General features: G+C 61.1%; 15 protein-coding genes. 4 read left to right on the forward strand and 11 right to left on the reverse strand.

Translation table 11 applies throughout. The features are described from left to right. The 4 genes from PLL20_06975 to PLL20_06990 form a co-directional block, all read right to left on the reverse strand. Window positions 1-1023, reverse strand: a 1023-nt coding sequence (locus PLL20_06975; protein HPD29720.1) for an FGGY family carbohydrate kinase, incomplete at its 3' end; no start/stop codon positions are given. A gap of 280 nt (window positions 1024-1303) precedes the next feature. Continuing rightward, window positions 1304-4261 (reverse strand): hypothetical protein, encoded by a 2958-nt coding sequence (locus tag PLL20_06980; GenBank protein ID HPD29721.1) that lies wholly within the window; start codon window positions 4259-4261, stop codon window positions 1304-1306. Window positions 4262-4534: 273 nt separating this feature from the next. Next, on the reverse strand, window positions 4535-5404 hold the full coding sequence (locus tag PLL20_06985; protein HPD29722.1) for a PEP-CTERM sorting domain-containing protein: 870 nt from the start codon (window positions 5402-5404) through the stop codon (window positions 4535-4537). Window positions 5405-5766: 362 nt separating this feature from the next. Next, the gene (locus tag PLL20_06990) at window positions 5767-6669 is read right to left on the reverse strand and encodes a deoxyribonuclease IV (protein HPD29723.1); all 903 of its coding nucleotides are present in this window, start codon (window positions 6667-6669) and stop codon (window positions 5767-5769) included. A 395-nt stretch (window positions 6670-7064) separates the two neighbouring features. Here PLL20_06990 and PLL20_06995 point away from each other — a divergent pair, with 395 nt between their 5' ends. Beyond that, complete coding sequence (locus PLL20_06995; protein ID HPD29724.1) at window positions 7065-7823, forward strand: methyltransferase domain-containing protein; 759 nt, start codon at window positions 7065-7067, stop codon at window positions 7821-7823. Between the two features lie 378 nt (window positions 7824-8201). On the opposite strand, the gene nrdR is transcribed toward PLL20_06995, so the two are convergent. Further along, a complete protein-coding gene (gene nrdR / locus PLL20_07000) occupies window positions 8202-8699 on the reverse strand; it encodes a transcriptional regulator NrdR (protein HPD29725.1) in 498 nt (165 codons plus the stop codon). A gap of 380 nt (window positions 8700-9079) precedes the next feature. Between nrdR and PLL20_07005 the strand changes: the two genes are divergently transcribed. After that, the gene (locus PLL20_07005; protein HPD29726.1) at window positions 9080-9955 is read left to right on the forward strand and encodes an MBL fold metallo-hydrolase; all 876 of its coding nucleotides are present in this window, start codon (window positions 9080-9082) and stop codon (window positions 9953-9955) included. A gap of 185 nt (window positions 9956-10140) precedes the next feature. On the opposite strand, the gene PLL20_07010 is transcribed toward PLL20_07005, so the two are convergent. From PLL20_07010 to PLL20_07020, 3 genes are all read right to left on the reverse strand, one after another. Beyond that, window positions 10141-11352, reverse strand: a complete 1212-nt coding sequence (locus PLL20_07010) for an AAA family ATPase (protein ID HPD29727.1) — start codon at window positions 11350-11352, stop codon at window positions 10141-10143. A gap of 194 nt (window positions 11353-11546) precedes the next feature. Then, window positions 11547-13373, reverse strand: coding sequence for a glycosyltransferase (locus tag PLL20_07015; protein ID HPD29728.1), 1827 nt, complete (start codon window positions 13371-13373; stop codon window positions 11547-11549). A gap of 26 nt (window positions 13374-13399) precedes the next feature. Continuing rightward, on the reverse strand, window positions 13400-13585 hold the full coding sequence (locus PLL20_07020) for a hypothetical protein (GenBank protein HPD29729.1): 186 nt from the start codon (window positions 13583-13585) through the stop codon (window positions 13400-13402). Here PLL20_07020 and PLL20_07025 point away from each other — a divergent pair. Then, window positions 13584-13853: a hypothetical protein gene (locus PLL20_07025; GenBank protein ID HPD29730.1), complete on the forward strand. Its 270-nt coding sequence runs from the start codon at window positions 13584-13586 to the stop codon at window positions 13851-13853. The genes PLL20_07020 and PLL20_07025 overlap by 2 nt on opposite strands. Window positions 13854-13940: 87 nt before the next feature. Here PLL20_07025 and PLL20_07030 read toward each other — a convergent pair whose 3' ends face one another. The 3 genes from PLL20_07030 to PLL20_07040 form a co-directional block, all read right to left on the reverse strand. Continuing rightward, window positions 13941-14759 carry a nucleotidyl transferase AbiEii/AbiGii toxin family protein gene (locus tag PLL20_07030; protein HPD29731.1) on the reverse strand — a complete coding sequence of 273 codons (819 nt, stop codon included), beginning with the start codon at window positions 14757-14759 and terminating at the stop codon, window positions 13941-13943. Window positions 14760-14770: 11 nt separating this feature from the next. Continuing rightward, window positions 14771-15412 (reverse strand): hypothetical protein, encoded by a 642-nt coding sequence (locus tag PLL20_07035; protein HPD29732.1) that lies wholly within the window; start codon window positions 15410-15412, stop codon window positions 14771-14773. 222 nt (window positions 15413-15634) lie between these two features. Then, window positions 15635-18685: a hypothetical protein gene (locus PLL20_07040; GenBank protein HPD29733.1), complete on the reverse strand. Its 3051-nt coding sequence runs from the start codon at window positions 18683-18685 to the stop codon at window positions 15635-15637. Window positions 18686-19136: 451 nt separating this feature from the next. On the opposite strand from PLL20_07040, the gene PLL20_07045 reads away from it, so the two are divergent. Beyond that, the gene (locus PLL20_07045) at window positions 19137-20228 is read left to right on the forward strand and encodes a LacI family DNA-binding transcriptional regulator (GenBank protein HPD29734.1); all 1092 of its coding nucleotides are present in this window, start codon (window positions 19137-19139) and stop codon (window positions 20226-20228) included. Window positions 20229-20358 lie beyond the last annotated feature (130 nt).

The following is a 20358-nucleotide window of genomic DNA, read 5'->3' on the forward strand; positions in this document are numbered from 1 at the left end:
CGACTGGCCGGCCTCCAGGCCGAAGTAGCCGGGGACGATGGACCCGTCCACGATCCCGCACAGGCCGGGGATGTCGGGCAGAGGGCTGGTGTTCGGGTGGATCATCATGTCGCAGGAACTGGTGCCGAGAATCTTGGCCAGCGAGCCGGGCTTGACGCCCGCGCCCACCGCGCCCAGATGAGCGTCAATCGACCCGACGGCCACCGGAATGCCCGCGGGCAAGCCCATCTTGGCCGCCCACTCCGGGCACAGCATGCCGGCCCGCTCGTTCGAGGAGTAGGCTTTCTCATATGTTCCGCGCCGCCGCAGATCGCCGAGAGCCGGATCAATCCGATCGAGGAAGTCCGCGGCCGGCAGGCCCCAACTCGCGTGATACATCGCCTTGTGACCTGCGGCACAGATGTTGTGTTTCCATTCGGCGGGGTTTTTGTTGCCGGTGATCACGGCCGGGATGAAGTCCGACTGCTCGACCCACGCCGCCGTCGCTTGAATGACCTCAGGTGCGACGCGGATGCAGTGCAACGCTTTCGACCAGAACCACTCGCTGCTGTATGTGCCGCCGCACTTGGCGAGGTATTCAGGGTGTTCCTTCGAGGCCGCGGCGGTGATCTGGGCGGCCTCGGCAAACGACGTGTGATCTTTCCACAGCCATGCCAGGGCATTGAGGTTCTTGGCGAATCTTCTTTGCCGGACCAGCGGCTCGCCGGTCGCGTCCACCGGCAGGGGTGTGCTGGCAGTCGCGTCCACGCCGATCCCTATGATTCCCTCGGGCTTGAAGCCTTTGACCGCCTTGGCCTTCCTGAGGGCGTCCTTCGTACACTTGCACATCGCCGTCAGCCAGTCATCCGGGTGCTGTCGGGCGACGTTCGGATCACGCCGGTCGAGGATGATGCCGGCTTCGCCGCTCGAATACCCCGCCACGGCCGTGGCGACCTCCTTCCCGTTGGCCGGATCGACAATCAACGCCCGAGCCGAATTGGTCCCGAAATCCAAACCGAGTGCGAATGCTTTGACCTTGGCCATGGTATTCCTCGCTAGGTGCTCGCAGACCGCAGTATGATCAGCGGCCGATGGAATTGAAGCGGCGGCAGCGAAAAGTGTCAAGAGAGGCACGCCGGCGGTTCAGACAAGGACACGTGGAAGGCGACAAACCCCTGCCGACGATTTCAGCAACCCACGCCCCCTTTGCCGTGGCCGTCCGGTACCGACCGACCCCGGCAAAGAGGGACGTGTTTCAACGGCAGCAGCCGGTCAGGCGGCATTCAACGGCTTGCCCAACCCCCGCGAATCCCTGTCCGACGGCTCAAGGCACACACCCTTCGGGCGGGTTGTGCACGTCCAGCAGTATGCCGGGTCCCGTCGAGCAACGTTCGAACGCCATGTAGTCCGCCAGATCCACGTCGAGATCGCGATCGTGATCGAAGCACCTGCATGAGTAAGGCGCATCGGGCAACGTCGTCACACCCTCCCCGGCGAAGCACACCTGAAAGGCCGCGAAGTCCGCCTGATCCACATCGCTGTCGTTGTCTGCGTCGACTTCGACCGGCGAGCAGCCTCCAACCAGAGCAATGCCCACGTTGTCGACGTGGCTCACGGCACGGCCGACGGATCCTATCGTCTCGACCATTACGGTGGCCAATCCGCTGAAGACCGTGCCGCTCACCTGGACCTGCTGCCAGGTTGCCATGGGAGATACCACCTCAACGGAGGCCAACTCAGTGCCGTTCTCGTCACCGTCAAGCAGAATCAGACGGGTGGGGTGAGACATGGAGGTATCCGCTATTTTATTGTACAGGTATGCGGAGGCGTCAACCCGTTGACCTATCGAAGCCTTGATGGTCTGGAAAGCCCGCAAGACGACCGTGTCGTATGCGGTGAAACTCGCATAGTGATCACCTTCCTGGGGGCAGGGGGCCGAGAAGTAGACGCGAGTATCCCGCATCCAGCTGATTTCGGCCGGGACCGTGTCCCAGTGCAAGGCCCGCGAGCGGTCATAGGTCCCGTTGACGCAGGGACCGCCGGGCGGGTCGTTGGGATTAGTGCCGATCTCGAAACTGAGATTGGAGGGCGCGGCAGCCACCACCAGGAATGCTCGATACAGCGGCGTGGCACCGCCAACCACTATGGGCACTACGTTGTAACGACCCATTTCCTTGTCGTTCAAGTCGAACGTGGCCGTCCGCTCGGTCTGGTTGGAGCCGGCGGGGCCGAGAGTGCCGATGATCTCGCTGCCGCCGGTGTCGCGTACCAGCTTGATGCCGTTGAGACCCTCCAGGTTCGTGCCGGTAAGGGTCACCACCGCGGGTCCGTCGTTTGTCGCATGGGCAGGGCTGATGCTGTTGAGTTGGACCGCATACGGTTGGACGACCTGGAACGCGTTCTGCAATGAAGTGTCGTTGACGCAACCCTGTTGCATAACCACGACGTTGTAGGTGCCCACGGGGGCATTGGTCAGATCAAGCTGACAGCGGATGCTGGTTCCCCCGACGACCTGCACGTTTGTGGCCATGATTGCCGCCGGCCCGACCAGGATCACAACCGGAGGTTCCGGTGAAGATACCAGGCCGCTCCCGGGAATGGCGGTGATCTGCACCACCTTGCCGGATTCGCCTTGCGACGGGGTGATGGTGCCGTTGAGGGTGAAGCTGTCCACGCACGGTTTGACCGAGAGCGCGTCGGCATGGAGAGAGATTTCGGTGCTGGTGACGTCCTTCTGTTCACAGAAGAAGAAAGCGGTCATTCGGGGTGTGTTCGCGACCGCGCTATAGTAAGCGAACTTCCAGTTGGACAAGCTGGTGCCCGAGGTGACGTTCACCAGGATCTTGTTATTGGTCGGCGAGGTGGTCAGGTTTGAAATGCGCACCGAGCTGTCGCCGTCCAGAAGCCCCATTCGGGCAATACCCAGGGCCGTTTTCCAGGCGAAAAGCCCGCTGAAAGTGTACGTTTGACCCGGCGTGACACTGAAGGTTTGAAACGCCGTCGCACTGCGGCTCGTATCGATCCCTGCCGTCAACCGGGCCATCGTACCGTAGTTATTGCCGTCCGCCGGGCAGGTGGGCGTCCAGGACAAGGGGTTGTTCCCGATGGTATAGCCGTTGAGGTTGAGGAAGTTCTGCCGCATGTCGGGATTGGGGACATAAAGATCGCCCCAGATGGTGTCGTGCCGCCAGTGACCGGAATCACAGGCCAGCCAGTCCGTCGGGAAATCCGGCGTCCGCGTGGGGGTGCAAGCAGGTGCCGCCGGGCTCTCGAAACTGCCGTTGCTGAAAGCCGGCAGGTAGACCTCCAGCGCGCCCGGGGCGACCGCCGGAACGCAGCCCGGACCGGTCACCACGATATCCCAGGGGCCCAAGGCCATGTCGGCAGGCAGGACAAAATCGGCGACGATACTGGTCGCCGTCGAACTGGTGATCGTGCCGACGATATCTGCCGAGCCCTTCCGCTTGAGTTTGACGGCCATCTGATCGGGCGTGAAGTTCAAGCCCGTGATAGTCAGAGTCTGCGTACTGGCTCGGGGGACACTGCGATCGCCGGTCTGGGTGCTGATGACGCCGACGGCGGCGCCGGCGTCGTTTGTGGGGCTGTCTATCTCCGGCTGAAGCGTGCAGTCGGTCTCCTCGGCCAGGACAAGGTCGTCCACCACGATCGCTTCCATGTGAGACCATGTCGCGGGGGCCAACTGCTCGGCCCAGATCTTCACCGTGAGCTCGGCGGTTGTGGGGGTGGCGATCAACGGCGTGAACTCTTCCCAGCCGAAGAAGGGGAAACTATAGCGGTCGCCGACGATGACGGAGCGGTCCTTCAGCACCGTTCCCGTCACGGGGCCGTCGATGAGTTGAACGTGGGCGCGCATTTTCGTCCACCGACCATCGGCCCGCATTCTGGACATCGCGGCCCACACACCCGAAAGCCGATATGTCTTGCCGGGTTCCACGGCAACCGTCTGGTATAAGTACATGGCAGCGGTCAGCTTGTCGGCGTTCTCGAGGGCTCCGTAATAACCGTCCGCGTTCGGTCCTCCAGGGCAGAGGTTGATAAGTTCCCAGTCGTTTTCCTCGTTCTTGGCAAACCAGCGGCTGAAGCGGTTCCAGTCGCTGCATTGCCAGCCTGTCGGGTGTGTCTTGTCTCGCCAGCCGCGCTCGGGGCCGCAGGCCCCGGGTCCGACCGGGTCTGAAAAGCCGGGATTGACCAGCAGATTTGTCTGTCCGAACGCGGGCAAGCACAGCGCCAGCCCCGCCACGGCCAGGATCGTATTGCGCATGGGCACATCCTCCACTGTCTTCTGTTTTTTCTGAAATCTGTTCTCTGCGAAGCTACCGGCCCGAGCTATGCTCGGGCACGGGCCTGATTGCCGGCTTAATCGCTGCGGACTCTTGCCGCACAGATTTGCTCCTGAACGCAGCGAACCGACCGGATCACAGGCTCCGACCCGTGGCGATCGGTGGGCTGCAGTGATCACTTGTAACTGCAGCCCACCTGTCGCTCATCATCGGGATTTGCTCACAACCATCCGGGTTGTACCGGACAGGCTCGGCTACGACCGCCTTCTCAGGAACATCGTGCCCGCAAGCAGCAGCAGCAGCGATGACGGTTCGGGCACAGATGCCAGGAAGTCCGCGTCCGTCGGCACGTAGTCCACGAAGCCCGGTTTGTCTGGATGGCCGGTTCTGGCAAAGCAGATCACGTCGATCCGCCCGTTATAGACACCGGCTTCCCGCTCGTACAGCCGGAAGGTGATCTTATCGTCGACCAGATTGAAGGTCTTGGCCAGGAAATCCCGATCGTCGGGTTGCTCAGTGTTCAGCCAGGTCCAGTTGGGCCGGACGCCGCCGATGTAGTCGGGATCCACCCAAATGAAGTTCTGGAGAACGCGGTCGTCATCATTGGCTCTGCCGGCCAGGGCCGCCTGCCAATCGGCCTCTGTGGGGTTGCTGACATTCAGGTCGGAGGGATGACCGTTTACAAACAACCAGTCGGAATCCCAGAACATGTCAGGATTTCCACCCGGCGTCCCACCGTACTCAGCCGCATCAGCAATCTGGCTGCGGAACCAGACGCCCCAATCCCCCGTCAGATTAAAGTGGGCCGGCAACGCACTCTTCGGAATCTCGTATTGAACCCACCAGTCCTCCTGATAGCCGCCGCTGTGCGACCAACTGCCGGCGTGATTGACATCCTTGCCGAAGTAGTAGGCACTGCCACTGAGCGGGGCATTGGCCTTCGGATCCGGGAAGTAGTCGGGTGTCCCGTCGCTCATGCTGCGGGCGGTGAAGGCATCCGCGGTGATCCATATCTGTTGGATACCGCCTTGCTCCGAGTAGCGGACACCCCCGGCTGCTGGTGAGACCAGCAAGAGCATCCCCACAAGGATGGCAGTGCCAACCTGTATTCGTGTACCGGACATTTGCGTGCTCCTCTCTCTCTAAAACAGAAACTCCACATCCCCGGCGCCGCACGCGCGGTGCCGTTCACACCCACTGCAAGGTTTTGATAGTTGGGATCTCGTCCTCAACTCTCCCCATTTGACGTCTCCGTCCGAACTGACCGGATACCGATGTGAGCCGCCTTTTTCGGCCGCCGAAGCCGCCAAAGGCGAAACAGATAATAATGCGGCGGCGGGCCGAGTGTCAAGAAAAAAAGAGGGCGTTCAGCAGATTGATCCCTATGCCATAGTTGGGGGTTTGGCGGCAAGATTGCAGGCCGGACGCTGAAGACGATCGCAAAGACTGCTCCTCGAACGGTTTAAAGTGCTTGTCGAACGTTGGGTCAGGTGTCGGGTTCTCTCAGCAGCGACCGTATGAAACGCAAGTTGACGCGATCGAAATCCCGACCGCGAGTGTCGGCTCCTTTTGGCGTTTCCAAGATCATCGGACGGCCCAAGAAACGCGGGTCGTTGACCAGGCGGCGGAAAGCACTGCGGCCCAGGCGGCCTTTGTCGATGTGTTCGTGGCGGTCAACGCGCGAGCCCAGCGGCTTCTTCGAGTCGTTCATGTGGAAACACAGCAAGCGGTCAAGGCCGATGATGCGGTCGAATGCCTGGAAGGTTTCCGCATAACCCGCATCGGTTGTCAGGTCATACCCCGCGGCGAAGAGGTGGCAGGTATCGACGCAAACAGCGATACGGTGGGGGGCATCAGTCTGCGAAATGATCCCGGCCAGGTGCTCGAATCGCCAGCCGATGCCGGTGCCCTGACCGGCGGTGGTTTCCAGAACGGTTCTTGTGCGCGAGCCTTCCGTTCGAGCGTGAATGACGTTCAGTGCAGCCGCGATCCGGCGAATACCCCAGCCCTCTCCTCGGCCGTTGTGTGAGCCCGGATGCACCACCAGCCCGACAATCCCCAGCCGTTCGCAACGGCGCAGCTCATCGGTGTACGAGTGGATGCTGCGCCGCCACAAGGCGCGGTCGGGCGAGGCCAAGTTAATCAGGTAAGTCGCATGGGCCACGACCGGGCCGAGCCCCGTCCTGCTTCGGGCCGCCTCCCACAAGCGGACCGCCTCGACCGTCAGGACCGGAGCGCTCCATTGCCGCTGATTCTTGACGAATACCTGGAAACAGTCGCATCCGACCTCGACCGCCCGGCGAAAAGCCGCGTGTACGCCGCCGGCGATGGACATGTGAGCTCCGAAGCGACGCTGGCCGGCCGGTACGTTGGATTCTCTCTTCGCCATTCGGCTCACGTCCTTCGTTCGGCGTGGATTGTGGTGCCGACGTCCCCGTCGGCACATGCTCCCGCCCTGTCTATCGCTAATCGCCGAGAGTTGATCGCTTTTCTTCGCAGATTGTAGGATGCACCGGCAGAATGACAACTGAGCACCGGCTCACGAACAAGGTTCTTTGCAATTGTGTCCGACAGCCTGCGGAAATAATATGGAGGTTTCGTGCTGGCAGGTGGCGGGGGTGTCCGTAGGGAGGCGGTCGGCGGTTCAGCAGGAACGGAGGAGCCGAGACGCCGTGGGTAGCCTCTGAGGGTCGCAAGGGGCCGTAAAAGAGCGCCACGGCCCGATCGCCCGGCCGGTGTGTGACGCGGATCTTCTTCGGCCTCCTTCGGCAAGGAGAATCTCTCGTGAACAATCCGTGGCAATATGATGAGACGATTCAAGTCGGCACGGACTATCGCGACGAGAACGAGGTGCGGGTCTACGACCGACGCATGCAGACGCTGCGCGACGTGGGCGGTGAGGTGAAGGACATCCAGAGGGCCCTGCTGCTCTCGTCGGATTCGATCGTGTGGGAGATCGGGACCGGCACAGGGGAATGCGCCCTCGCTCTTGCCCCGGCGGTCAGGCATGTGTATGCCAGTGATGTCTCCCCAGCCATGCTGGAATATGCTCGCCGGAAAGCGGAGCAACGCGGCGTCAGCAGCGTGACGTTCGAAAAGGGCGGGTTTCTTTCCGGCTTCCGGCCGGATCATCCAGTGGACGGAATCATCACCCAGTTGGCGCTGCACCACCTTCCGGATTTCTGGAAGTCGCGAGCGCTAGATGTGATAACGGGAAGCCTTCGTCCGGGACGGCGACTCTACCTGCGCGACGTTGTCTTTCCTTCAACGACCGATGATTACGATGTCTTCTTCAAGACGGTGGTGGATGGAGTCCGGTCACAAGCAGGTGACGAGATGGCCCAACGGACGATACAACACATCAAGACGGAGTTCTCGACCCTGGATTGGATACTGGAAGGAATGATGATTCGCAGCGGGTTGGAAATCGTGGAGAAAAGCAGCACGGGTTTCGTGTCGGTATATGTGTGCGAGAGGATCACGGACGGGGAAACGGCTAAATCGGGGAACACCGTACCGTTTAGACCCACGAGGTTTTCGTGACGCGCCCCGGAAACGAGACCTTCGCTCCCCAAGGCGGCTTTCCGCCGCAACCAAAAGATGCGCGCAAAACGCACACCTGGTCGCGACGCAAGAGACTCACAAACCGGCAATGCGGGTGTTTCCTTTTCTGCAAAGCAACAGGGGAGGACGGAATCGGATTCTCTTGAGATAACCGGCAGGACGTCTCTGGGGGAGACGCTAAATAACGTGGGCGGCGAAAAACGAGCACGAGCCGACGCGCGGTCTTGTGCTCGTGCTTGCCTTTCGCAAACACACTACCCTTTCCCTACGCTCGTGCACCATCGGTAGTAGTATGTGACAGACACGCCCGGGAAGACAATGACTTCCGCCTTTCCGGTCCGGAATCACGCACGTCATTCACTCAAACAAGCTCTGTTGACCGGGGACGTCGTTGCGGCTGCGATCGTAGACGCTCTTGGCCTCGTCGATAAGTTCGCCGAGATCGGCAAACCTGCGGTAGACGCTGGCGAAGCGAACATAGGCGATGGGGTCGACGTCGCGCAGCTTCGCGGCGACGATGGCACCGATGGTCTGACTGCTGACTTCCCGGTCATGCTCCTTGAAGACCGCATCCTCCACTGCGTCAACGAGTTTGGCTAGGGAGTCGTCATCGACCGGCCGCTTGTAACACGCCCGTTGCAGGCCCGCGAGGATTTTCGACCGATCGTAAGGAACCCGGGTGCCGTCGCGCTTGATAACCAGAAGCCGGACCTCGTTTTCAACCCGCTCCTTGGTGGTGAATCGTTTGTGGCAAAACTGGCAGACTCGCCGACGACGAATGACCTCGCCGCCCTCGCTGAGACGCGAGTCGATGACCTTGTCCTGATTGATTTCCTTGCAGTACGGGCAGCGCATGCTTATATGCCCAAAGTCACCAAGGGGGCCTGTTGCGTCCGCGAACCGATCCGGCCCCGGGCCGCCAGTGCGTTCCAGACACTCGGCCGATGTCATCCAGGGCAGGCACCAGATCTGGAGTATAACGACATTTGGCGGCCCAAGATATAGCCGCCGATGCAAAAAACGCAAGCGCCAGTGACAATCGGTCGGCTCGTGAGTGCGAGATAATCTCGGCGGACGTGCTACTGGCATCTCGTCTGCCCGTCTCCTCCGCATGGTCCGACCAGCGGCTTGTTGTACTCCCAGAATGCCCCCGGCGAGTTCCTCGCACACTCCAAAGACTATCTGCTGCTTAGGGCCCCCTTGGCAAAAACGGCGTTTGTGGGCATAGTGGGCGAATGGCTTCGAGACTGATTGAGAAGACCGTTGGCGGCGTTCGTCTCCAGGGCTTCAGCCTGGCGGGGGAGGAGACGATCTTGATTGCCCCCGAGATGAACGTCGCTTTTGACATCGGCCGGGCCCCCCGTGAGGCAATCGGAATTGACCATATCTGCTTGTCCCACGGGCACATGGATCACGCGGCAGGACTGGCCTACTACTTTTCTCAGCGCCATTTCCAGGGTAACGCTCCCGGGACGGTCTTGGTCCATCACAAGCTGGTCCCGGCCATTGAGGATCTTCTTGGGGTCTGGGGGCGTATCGAGGGGCACGTTTCCCCTGGCATAATCGTCGGCGTTGATGAGGACGAGGACTTTCAATTGCACCGGTCCCTGGTCATCCGCCCTTTCAGGGTCTGTCATCCGGGGCCGACGCTGGGTTTCTCGCTCGTCGAGGTTCGTAAGAAACTCAAGCCCGAGTTCGCCGCCCTTTCCGGCCGGCAGATCGCCGAGTTGAAGCGGTCGGGGCGAATTGTGGAAGACCGGCTTGAAATCCCGAGGCTGGCGTTCTGCTCCGATTCGGCCATCGGCTCATTTCTGGACCGGGATCATGTTCGCAACGCCGAGGTGCTGATCTTCGAGTGCACGTTTTTCGAGCCCGAGCATCTCGAGCGCGCTCGGCAGGGCCGGCACACGCATATCGACGACCTGCCTCAGCTCTTCGAGCGGGTTCGCAGCCCGCACGTGGTGCTGATGCACATGAGCCGTCGAACGGGCATCGGTGCGGCCAAGCGATATCTCCGCAAGTTGCTCAAGCCCGTCGATCTGGAACGGCTTACGCTGTTCATGGATCTCCCGCCGCAACGGCGGAGCCGTCAGGCTGATGAGGAGGCTTGACCCTCAGTGATAGCGGTCCTCGCGGAAGTGGTTGGGTCTTCGGACCTGATCCGTTCGGCGGGATGACCGTGGGCGGCAGGAGGGGCAGCGTTTGTGGCTGGGGAGGTCAGCCCGAGCGGAAATACAACGGCTCGCCATTTCTCCGGGAGCATGGCGAGCCGCCGGCTGGGCATTGGGGTTGACGATCATACTTCGACGACCGAATTCAGCTCGCCGAAGGGGTTGGATTCGACATATTCGTTGTTCGGGTCGCTTCTCCACTGGCCGTCGATCACATACCGATAGCGATAGCGACCCGGCGGCAATGGCAGGAGCGCCACGAAGCTGTTCCCGTCGCCGTTGCGCTCCATGAGCGTCGCTCCGGGCTGCCAGTTGTTGAAGTCACCGGCGATGGCCACACTGGTGGCCCCAGGGGCCTCGGTCGCAAACAAAACGCCCTCGTTAGTCTTGTGGACTCCGTAAATGCCCTCGATCTTCTTCTGCACTTCCTCAGGGGTGGCGGGCGTGGCATCGCCGGCTTGGCTGAGCTCGCCCTTTCCGAAGAGCGGCTTGCTGGTTGCCAAGAGCTTCTCTGCGCGCTCCGCCAGATCGTCGGCCTGTCGCAGAATCGCCGTTGGCACCATCTCGGGGCCGCCGGACGAGATCAGCTCGCGGGCCAGGCGGGCAAAATCGCGATAACCCATGCTGTTGGGGTCGTATTCCGTGATGGGCTGTCCGAAACTGGCTCCTTCACGAAGCTTGGTGTTGAAGTTGATGAACGTGTGGCACATCAGGTGTCCGTACTTGCGTTTCAGCTCGTTGAGGATTTCGCGGCCCAGTTTGGTGCGAACATCGTAAAGGTTGGCCAGGACGCGAATCTCAAGCGGGCTCTGGCGTGTGCTGCGAATGGCCTCAAGGGTTTCGAGCTGTTTGGTCAGCCCCTGAAGCGAGAAATACCCGGTGTCCACGGGTATGATCACTTCGCTCGCCGCGTGAAAAGCGTTGAGTGTCAGCAGACCGATATGTGGCGGGCAGTCCACCAGAGCGAAATCATACTTGTCACTGACCGAAACCAGGGCGTCGCCCAGTCTCTGTTCCGCGTCCGGCAGCGTTGGTCCGATGAGTTCAAACTCCGAGAGCGCGGTGGTCGAGGGGGCTAGGTCGAAGTTGGCCGTAATCTGCCAGATACAGCGGGTGATCTCGATGCGATCTCCGTTGTTGCGATGCATCATGACATCGTGGATGCTCACCTCAATCTGGTCTTCGGGAACGGCCAATCCCAAAGCGCAATGACTCTGGGGGTCCATGTCGACCAGTAGCGTCCGGCGACCCTCCCGAGCCAGGCAAGCGGCCAGATTGATACTAACTGTGGTTTTCCCACAACCGCCCTTCTGGTTGGCGATGGCGATGGTTCTCATGGTCGTTGCAGCCTTCCAATGAGTACAGATGAAACTCTCCAGGCATCCGCCTTGACCCGGACCGCAGTTCCACAGCGCGGCTCGCTGAGCCGACACCTGCGCTTTTATCGGTCGCATGTTGCGCAAAACTTTACCGCCGCGCCGATCGACCAGAAGTTTTTTCGGACCAAAAGGTTAGGTTAAGATAGGCAAGATCAGAATACGGAGGTTGCGGCAGCTTTCAGGGTTTCAAGACGTGCTTCTGGCATGTGATCTGCAAGGCATCGTCGCACAGCCATGGCGGCAAGGTCGCACCGGCACGCCGCGTCTTCGAGCAAGCGGCGCACCGCTTGGATGAGCTCGCGACCTGTCAGGAAAGTCAGCACCTCGTGGTCGGGCGCGAGCAGCGTCTCCAGGCCCCCCGGCAAGGTGTTCGAGGGATGTCGGCGGGCGATCACGGCGGCTCCACACCCGGCCGCAAGCAGCGCATCACCGGTCAGCAGGCCGGTCACATCGGCGTGAATAACAACCTTGGCGCAGCGAAGCACATCAACCTTTTGGCGAATCGTCGTCAAAGGCGGGCTGGCATGCTCCGGAAAAGCGGCTGTCCAGCCTGGTCCATGGATACGGAATGAGAGCCCGCTTGCCTTCAGTTGGCCGGCGAGGAAGCGGCACAGGAGCGAGGGAGCAAGCTGGCAGGTCAGGTTTCGCAGGATTTCCTCGCGCACCTGCGGCTCGTCGATACGGGCACGTGCTTTCGCCTCGGTTCGACTCAGGATCCGCTCCGCTTGGTCGTCCGTGAAGGTTTCGATTTGGGTCGCCAGTAGATCCGCAGCGCCTTTCCAGAGCTGGGCATAGCCGGGCAGACGCGGCGCAATCGCGGCAGCGTCAATCGGGCCTGCGTCGGTGATCAGAAGCACGTCCAGTGGTCGTTCCTTTTCAAGGCAGTCCAGCTCGACGGGGCCCAGGCAAGGCAACGGACAGACGGATAAGCGTCTTTGGTCGATGCCCGCAGCCAGCGCTCTCTTGAGAAGGACCGGACTTGTGACCGCCACCGCACCCAGCCTGGCACGATGGAACACGTCCCCCCGATGGCTGAGCCAGCAGACCACGGGTATCGCGGCGGGTATGACATCGCAGACCTGCTCGCGGATGACATTGAGCAGGATGGAGAAGCTCGGCGGGCCATGAGGCGATTCGAGAACGCGTCGCGCCCGGGCGAGCGAATGCATGTCGCCGGGCGTTCGGATATCTGCCACCGTGGCATGCCAGCCCAGCTTTGCGGCCGCTACGGACAGGGCGTCGGCGGTCGACCACGTCTCATCGAGCGCGTGGAGGGCTAGAATCAGCACGTGTGCCGGAGCGTCCCCGGCCGCAGGGCTTTGCGGGTGTGGCATTGTACGCCAGCGATGGTGCACCTGGGCCAGAGCGGTCTGGCGGTCCCGCTCGGTTCGTTGGTACGCCTGCTCGACGGCAAACCGAATCGGGGCGATCTCGGCCGGGGTCTGCCAGGGAAACATCATCATCTGGTTGGGGCAAAGGTGCCCCGGGTTCCTCATCAGCCACTGGTACAGGGCGTCAGCCAGTTGTCCCAGGCCCGATGTCATCAGGACAAGTCGCTTCGCTGAGATGGCGGCGGCCAGGTCGTGCAGCCGCAGGGCCAGCTTCAGGTTTACCGGATCGGGTTCCCAGACAAAAATCGCGCGATGAGCGCCTAGGCGAGGCAGCAGCATTTCGACCTCGCTGCCCTCGCCCATGCCAGGGAAAAAGACGTTGGCCCTGCCCGCATCGAATCGGTCGAGCAGGGCGGCGGCCCGCACGCCGGGGATCGAGGTCCGGCCGAACCATGTCATCCATCCGTCAGATTGCTTCAACCGGAAGCTGAGTCTGCCGTCGCGAGTGCGGGCGGGCATCGGCGGGGGACCGGAAGCGTCAGGCAGATCGGCCAATCGCTGGGCGAGTTCCGGATCGACCTCACGCAGGGCGGCCAGGTTGCGCTCGAGGATGAGTGGGTCGAGGTTGGGTGTATCGTCCTTGACCATCGACAGCCGCCTGCGAGCCTTCCGGGCTACGCGTGGTATGTCATCCGCAGGATCGTCATGACCAACAGGAAGATCAACCAGCAGCCGTAGGCCACTGCGGCGGCAATCAACGGCCCACGCGGCCTGGGCGGAGAGTCGCCCGCGGGCAGATCGTTGTCCCAAATGGATTTGGGCTCACGCTGTTGCGAGTCTTTCTTGGTCGTATCGGGCATGGTCACTCAACCTGTCTATCACCGGTCGGCCCGCAGGACTCTCGCGTTTGCCTCGCACATCGTCCGCGTCAAAGTCGTGCCGCCGCCCGTCGACGGGCCAAGTTACCAGCATCCGCGACGCGTGGCAAGAATGGTTGGGGGACTGGTCGGGTCCTGTGTTTGGGCACTCTGCGAGGTTCCGATCGCGAGCAGCAGCCTTTGGGGGGCGATCTGCAAGCCGCCGATCACCGGGCAGGCAGCGATGCCCTTGCTTGACAAACGGCCGTGATAGCAGGAATTGCAGGGTTTGCGGACCGAGATTATGGCTGAATAACGTGGCTGACAGACAAACCTGTTCTGCTTTCCTCTTGCGAACTCACGGCGGATCGGGCGTGCAGTCCGTGGGTCCCTCCGTCGGAAGCAGTCCAAGCAAGTTCTCGTTATTCAGCAGGGCGGCATCCAGCGGACGTTCGAGGAATGCACGGACGTCTTCCTGAATCCGTTTCATGTCAATAGAACGAACTCGATCGCGAACCAGCGTCGCCCACGCTTTCGCATCGTAACGGCCAACTCCGTGCGTCTGGTCAAGGGCATTTTGCAGGAGCGGCAGATTCGGTTCCACGGGCGGTTGCCGCGACAGGTACCACATGAGATCGTACCAATCACGTCCCTTGGCGTATCTCCGGGTAATGGCTGCGTGGAGTTTGCCCGACAGCAAGGATGGCAGATCGTAATACTGAACCAGGAAAGTCAGGTGTCGGCTGATCACCCGGCGTTCGCAGCGTGCCCCGGCCGGTGGCCGGGTGTCGATCTCCAGTTTGATGGCCAGCTTCTGATCGGGCATCGCCGCCAGCCCCGCGTCATGGAGGATTCCAGGAAGTCGCACCCACGCCGTGTGCACCGCCTTGCGGTCGTTCCACGTCACCTCGGCGTTGAGCCCGCCGAGGGTCAGATCTCGCTTCACCTTGGACATCCACTCCCGGCCGGCGTAGCCATCAGCGGTGACCAGCGAGAAATCGAGATCCTCCGAGAACCGCGGAAGACCGTGCAGGAAGCGAAGCGCGGTCCCTCCGACGAAAGCCAGCGGGCGGAACGCCTCGGATTCATGAAACGACCGCAGGATGAGCGTCTGGAGATACTCCCGCAGTTGATTGAGGGCCTGATCGGGATCGGTCACCTCTCGAACGATTGCCAACGCCTGCTCTCTCACAGCGTCACCGTGCCCTTTGCCTCTTCAGCGGCCAGGGTAAGCCACCGCTCGACCGCCCGGTCAAGCCGGGGGCTTCGAAAACACGTCGCGTATTCCCTGAGTCGATCCTCTGCCACCCGGTCAACGTGCTGGTATCGCATCTCCGCAAGTCGTTCGCTGGTCCATTCGCCTGGGGTGAGGTGCCAATGATCCAGCAGCGCCTTCTCGGGTTTTGCGACCAGGATTTCCTCTCCGCCATGCCTTAGCGACGAAAAACCGAGGAAGCAATCCTGTTTGATGTTCCGATAATCGAAAACACCCAACGGGTTCTCGAAGCGACGGGGAACACGCGGAGTCACGCTAGTCAACCAGACCACCCGTTCCGGAATCATGTCATAGAAGCCAAGAGCCCAAAGCCCGCTGAGGTAGGACGGCCGGTACAGGTCGTTTGCCAGCCTGGCGGGTGTTACCGGCGCGCGCCGGTACGTGTCGGGCAGGGTGTAGACGCCGCGACGCAGTCCGATAAGCTTGCCCTGTTTCATCCAGCGGGAGAGCTGTACGCGAATCGCCTCCCGCCGGTCATCGAAGGACTGGACCAGCAGTGCCAGGTCGAAGCACGGCAACGTCCCGGTCAGCTTCACCAGCGAGCCATAATCCATATACGAAGAATAGCATAAATGATATCTATTGTCAATAGAAATGGCGGCAAGCAGATTAGATTATCGGCGGGTGACGCCCTGGGCCGTTTCTTCAGAAAGCACCGGCCGTCTAGCTCCCACAAGTTCTGACGCTGAGGCGATCTGCTCTCTGTCGGCCACGACCAGCAGGCTCAAAGAGGGCGAGACATGCGCGCAGGGGCGCGCATGTCTCGCCGCGGGTATCTAGTTAGGACCACAGTAGAGCGTGGTGAACTGTCGTATCGTCGAGGTTGCGGTCTCGTATCCTTCTGCCGACGACGTCACGCGGTAGTCGTAGGTTGTGTTGCTGGATAGCCCCGCCAGCGTGATGCTGTGGCCGGTGACCAGATCCTCATTTCCACGTTTGTACCACTTTCCATCTGCACCTACAGCACCGGCCTTACGGTATTCGACGAGCGAGGTGCTCGGGATGTTCGTCGTCCAAGAGATTACGGCGCCGAAGGTTTGCGGGGTTGCCACGATGTTGGTGATAATGATGGGGCCCACGGCGGTGGTGAACGTGCGATCCTCCGAAACGCCGCCCCGGTAACCGCTGCGCGTTGAGCTGACCCTGAAGTGGTACGTGGTCGCGGCCGACAAGCCGGTCAGCGTTATCGCGTGGCCGGTTACCTGCGTGCCATCGTAAGCGTAGGAGCCGTAGCTCGTGGTCGTGCCGTAGTCCACGCGCGAGGTACTGGCCACATTCGTGGTCCAGCAGACCCTGGCAGACGTCTGCGTGATGCTGTCGACGTAGATGTTGCTGATGGTGATCGTCGGCGGCGGGGCGGTGACGGTCAGTGTTACCGGGATGGTCTGTGGGCTGTTGGTCGCCCCGCTGGCGGTGATGGTGATCGCCCCATTGTACGTGCCCGGTGTCAGCGACGAGGTCGTGTAATTCACCGTGATGGTGTCCGTCTCGCCCGTGCTGGTACCGCTGGTCGGCGTCACCGATAGCCAGTTCATGTTGTCCGTGATCGAGTAGCTCAGCGTTCCGCCGCCGCTATTGCGGACCGTGAAGCTCTGGCTGGCGGCGTTGCTGCCCTGCGTGCATGACGGCGACAGCGTCGCCGGCGACCGCTCGATAGTTGGTGGGGCAGGCATGGATGTGAATTGGCCGAACTCGATCCCGTCCTCATAGTTGTCGCACGTTGAAGTGACCTTGTAGTAATAAGTGGTCCCAGGCGATAGGCCGATCAGCGTTATCGCGTGGTCGGTTACCTCTGCGCTATCGTAAGTGTAGGAGCCGTAGTCCGTCGTCGTGCCGTAGTCCACGCGCGAGGTGCTGGCCACCTCCGTGGTCCAGGAGACACTGGCAGACGTCTGCCCGACGTCTCCGACGTCGATGTCGCTGACGGTGATCGGCGGCGGGGGCGCGTTGACGATCTTTATCTCCCTCACGCCAATGTTGTTCTGCAGCCCGGTGTTGCCCGAGCTTTCGTGGCAGTCGACTTCCACCAGGATCTGATCGTAGAGCTCGGTGAGGGGGCACGCCGTCCGGAACATGCACCCGTCGTACAGTGTCACGTTCTGGAATCCAGCGAGGACATTTGGACCGACAGAGAGCCAGACGCTGGCGTTCGTGACCTCACTGTCGACATAGATCTTAACGCTGATGCTCTCGACCACGTAACTTGCTTCCAAATCGCAGGGGCATAGAGCGAAACGCAAATAAGGACCCTTCCAATAATCGGGGTCGGGTGAGGTGTCCAGACGCGCGGCGACGTAGGTCTCGGGGTCGCCGTCTAAGACGTTGTTGAACTCTCCCACGACCGGTGTCCCATCAGGAAAAACCAACAACTGGGAACCACACCATTCTGATGGTGGTGTACACCCGGTGTACTCTACCAGTTCGTCGAATGCAAAATTCAGGTATCGGCGCATGAATCCGGTCTTTTTCCACCTCAGTGTGATATCAGTAGGGTGGGGCCATAAACCGTCCGGTTCCACCAAGTCGTAGAAGGTGCCTTGGGGATTGCCATCGATGTATATCATCGGGACGCGGTAGGCATAATAGCAGGCGGCACGCAGTCGGTTTGGGGCCCACGTAGAGCGTAGCTCGGAGACGTGGTCGAGAATGCCGCGGATGGAATATTCATGGTAGGAGGTGGTGTCACCGTCAGCGCTGGTCCAGGAGTTGTATTCGTCGATGATGTACTCCGTGTCATGCGCGTACGCGATTGGATACGAACCGTCATCATGCACCGTGGTCTCGATCGTGGATATATACTGTGAAAACTGGTTCATGATCGGGTGCTCTTCGCAGTCTCCCGATGAACTTTCGTATCCGTCGGGATATCCGTGTATCGCAAACCCCGGGAGGAGCGAGTCAGGGTCAGGGACATCTCCGAACTTCCCCCGGTAGGCCACGTCCACCGCCTTTGCGTAGTCCCGCAACTTGTCCTGCCACGGCTGGCCAGCCGTCGACGGGGAGTGCGGCGTCAACGGCGCGACCAGGACTTGGCATTTCGTAGGACCTCCGAGTTCATTCTCGTCCCGGGCCATGCCCGCGAAGCAACCGGACCACACGCTGGCGTACCAATAGGGGGGGACTATCCCGCCCTCCGTGTACGGGGGACTGCCCCCGTACTCGGCGGAGTGATTGAGTTCGTTGCCGATGATGAACCACCGACATTCGTTCCGCAGTGAACGGGCAAGCTGCGTACACCAGTTGATGTAATCAGTACGCATCAAAAGAGCCATGTCCTGATAGCCTGGGTCCTCGGGATTGGCGCCTCTCAGACTGTCGTACGTCTCAGTGTCCACTGGCACGGACCAGTGCTGTCCCCGGGGTACCATATCCCAATCGGGAGGCCAGCCCTCCACCGAATTTCCTGTGTTGTCCAGCCAGTGCAGGCGCAGGATGGGTATCAGTCTAAGGTGTTGATACGCGAAAGCTAGGGCGCTCTGAAGCTCGATCCACCTTGGATCCGACGAATTTGTTGGGAATTTACCGCCGGTCGGTTTCCATTCATGCACGTAGAACACGATCCAGCCGCGTCGTTCGCCTAGCTGATCGCAGAAGATCTGCGCGATGGGCGGCTTCATGTGCGCGTCGTCGGGATTAGTCCACCAATCGGGGTTCTTCCAGGAGACCAGATCAGGGTAGTAGGCGAACAGCCCGACATGGGAATCTGACTCGTGGCCGAAGGGAAAAATGTCAGGCGCTTGTCCCTCGCTGGCCCTCGGCACGGCCGCGAGCCATGAGACGGCCAAGGCCGTACACGCGACCACCTTGCCTAGTGCTTCTCTTGTCATACCTTCCATTGCTCCTTTCTGCTACTTCGTATGGGGTTGCGTCACACGCAGCCGTTCCCACATGTCCCGGTCGGCGCGCGACCTGATGATACCGTCGATCTTGTAACACAATCGGTTGTATGATATAATACAACCGGTTTTATAGATTACACGATGTTTTGCGCGGCTGCAAGCGAAATCTCACCGGGAAGCCGCTTTTTTTGCGACGGCGTCGGCGTGGGTTGCCTGATGCGTGCTTCGGCGAGGTTGTGGGCGGTGCGACTGCGAGGCAGATATATAACGTAGTAATGTATTGGGTACACCTGTAATGACACATCAGGTATATCTTTCACGACTCGCGGCCGTGTCGTTTCCGGTTGTGGAGAGGGTCGGATTCAGTGGCAAGTCGATGTCGTGGCACGACTTGGATGGTGGGCGTATGATTCGCCCGTAGTGAAAGCGGGGTTGCAGGTTGCAGAAACGCAGAGATGTCCCGACGCTTATGGATGTGGCCCGACGGGCGGGGGTGTCGCCGTCGACGGCCTCGTTCATCGTGCGACAGCGCGAGCCGCAGTTCTCGCAGTACGCGTCCGAGACCGTCAGGCGGGTTCAACTCGCCGCCAAGGAACTCGGCTACCGGCCCAATGTGATGGCCGTGTCGCTAGGGCGGCGCCAAAGCCCGTTCTTTGGCGTATCGTTTCAATTCATCAGCGACGTGATCGCCGATCCCATGAACGTCCGCCCCATGCTCATGTGGGAGATCTTCAGGGGCATCACCCTGGCCGGCCAAGCCCACGCCCGCTATCCGGTCCTGCTCACCAGTCCTGATGCCGAGTCGTACATGCGCGACCCGGGTGCGATCGACCATGTCATACGCTCGGGTTTGTGTGGCATGATCGTGTCGGTCGATCCGGCACTGTGGGGTGCGTATGTGAGTCGATGGGAGGACGCCGGGATACCGTGCATCAGCATTTTCGATCGCGGTGTGGCAGGTGGCCCGCGGTGGTTCGTTGATCTGGACAACCGTCGTGTGGGCAGCCTGGCGTGGGAGTACCTCTACGGAAAGGGTCACCGGAAGGTCTTGTGTGTTTGGGATCATCGAAAGGCTGCCGGCGTCGTGGATCGCATCCGTGGTTTCCGTGAGGCACAGCGGGCCGGCGGTTATCGGTCGATATGCCTGCGACTGGCCAGGCGGGATCCCGAAACCCAAGAGGACGTCCAGCACGACGAGGCCTTGCTGATCGAGGCAATCAGAAGCACCAGGGCAACGGCCATCTTCGCCACGTCGGGCGGCGTGAGCATGGACGTCCTTGCGGCTATGTCGCGGAGGGGGCTGCGCGTTCCGGAGGATTGTTCTGTCATCGGTATCGACCCGCTGTTCACGTATGCGGAGTTTGCGCATCTGGCTGGACGCATGACCGAGATCATCTGCCCAGGCCACGAACTCGGACGCGCGGCGGCCAACCTGCTGGCCCGCCGAGTTGACGGTGAAGTGAGTGAGCCCACCGGCGTCCTCGTCCAACCCGAGATCATCGAGCGAGAGAGTGTCGCGGTGATCCGATAGAGCTTATTACAGGGGGAGGGGAACGAGTGCACGGCCGCGAACCGAACGTCAAGCGGTCGGCCCGCCTGCCCTTCGGGAAAGGCTGCTGAAGCAGCCCGTTCCCGGCTCTTTTCCGCTGCCGAGCCGGAGG

It is taken from the genome of Phycisphaerae bacterium, assembly GCA_035384605.1.
Taxonomy (GTDB): Bacteria; Planctomycetota; Phycisphaerae; order UBA1845; family PWPN01; genus JAUCQB01.

Excerpts from the sequence above, each read along its gene's own strand:
- PLL20_06980 (HPD29721.1), bottom strand. The coding sequence starts at position 4,261 with ATGCGCAATACGATCCTGGCCGTGGCGGGGCTGGCGCTGTGCTTGCCC.
- PLL20_06985 (HPD29722.1), bottom strand. The coding sequence starts at position 5,404 with ATGTCCGGTACACGAATACAGGTTGGCACTGCCATCCTTGTGGGGATG.
- PLL20_06990 (HPD29723.1), bottom strand. The coding sequence starts at position 6,669 with ATGGCGAAGAGAGAATCCAACGTACCGGCCGGCCAGCGTCGCTTCGGA.
- nrdR (HPD29725.1), bottom strand. The coding sequence starts at position 8,699 with ATGCGCTGCCCGTACTGCAAGGAAATCAATCAGGACAAGGTCATCGAC.
- PLL20_07005 (HPD29726.1), top strand. The coding sequence starts at position 9,080 with ATGGCTTCGAGACTGATTGAGAAGACCGTTGGCGGCGTTCGTCTCCAG.
- PLL20_07010 (HPD29727.1), bottom strand. The coding sequence starts at position 11,352 with ATGAGAACCATCGCCATCGCCAACCAGAAGGGCGGTTGTGGGAAAACC.
- PLL20_07015 (HPD29728.1), bottom strand. The coding sequence starts at position 13,373 with ATGGTCAAGGACGATACACCCAACCTCGACCCACTCATCCTCGAGCGC.
- PLL20_07025 (HPD29730.1), top strand. The coding sequence starts at position 13,584 with ATGGTCACTCAACCTGTCTATCACCGGTCGGCCCGCAGGACTCTCGCG.
- PLL20_07020 (HPD29729.1), bottom strand. The coding sequence starts at position 13,585 with ATGCCCGATACGACCAAGAAAGACTCGCAACAGCGTGAGCCCAAATCC.
- PLL20_07035 (HPD29732.1), bottom strand. The coding sequence starts at position 15,412 with ATGGATTATGGCTCGCTGGTGAAGCTGACCGGGACGTTGCCGTGCTTC.
- PLL20_07040 (HPD29733.1), bottom strand. The coding sequence starts at position 18,685 with ATGACAAGAGAAGCACTAGGCAAGGTGGTCGCGTGTACGGCCTTGGCC.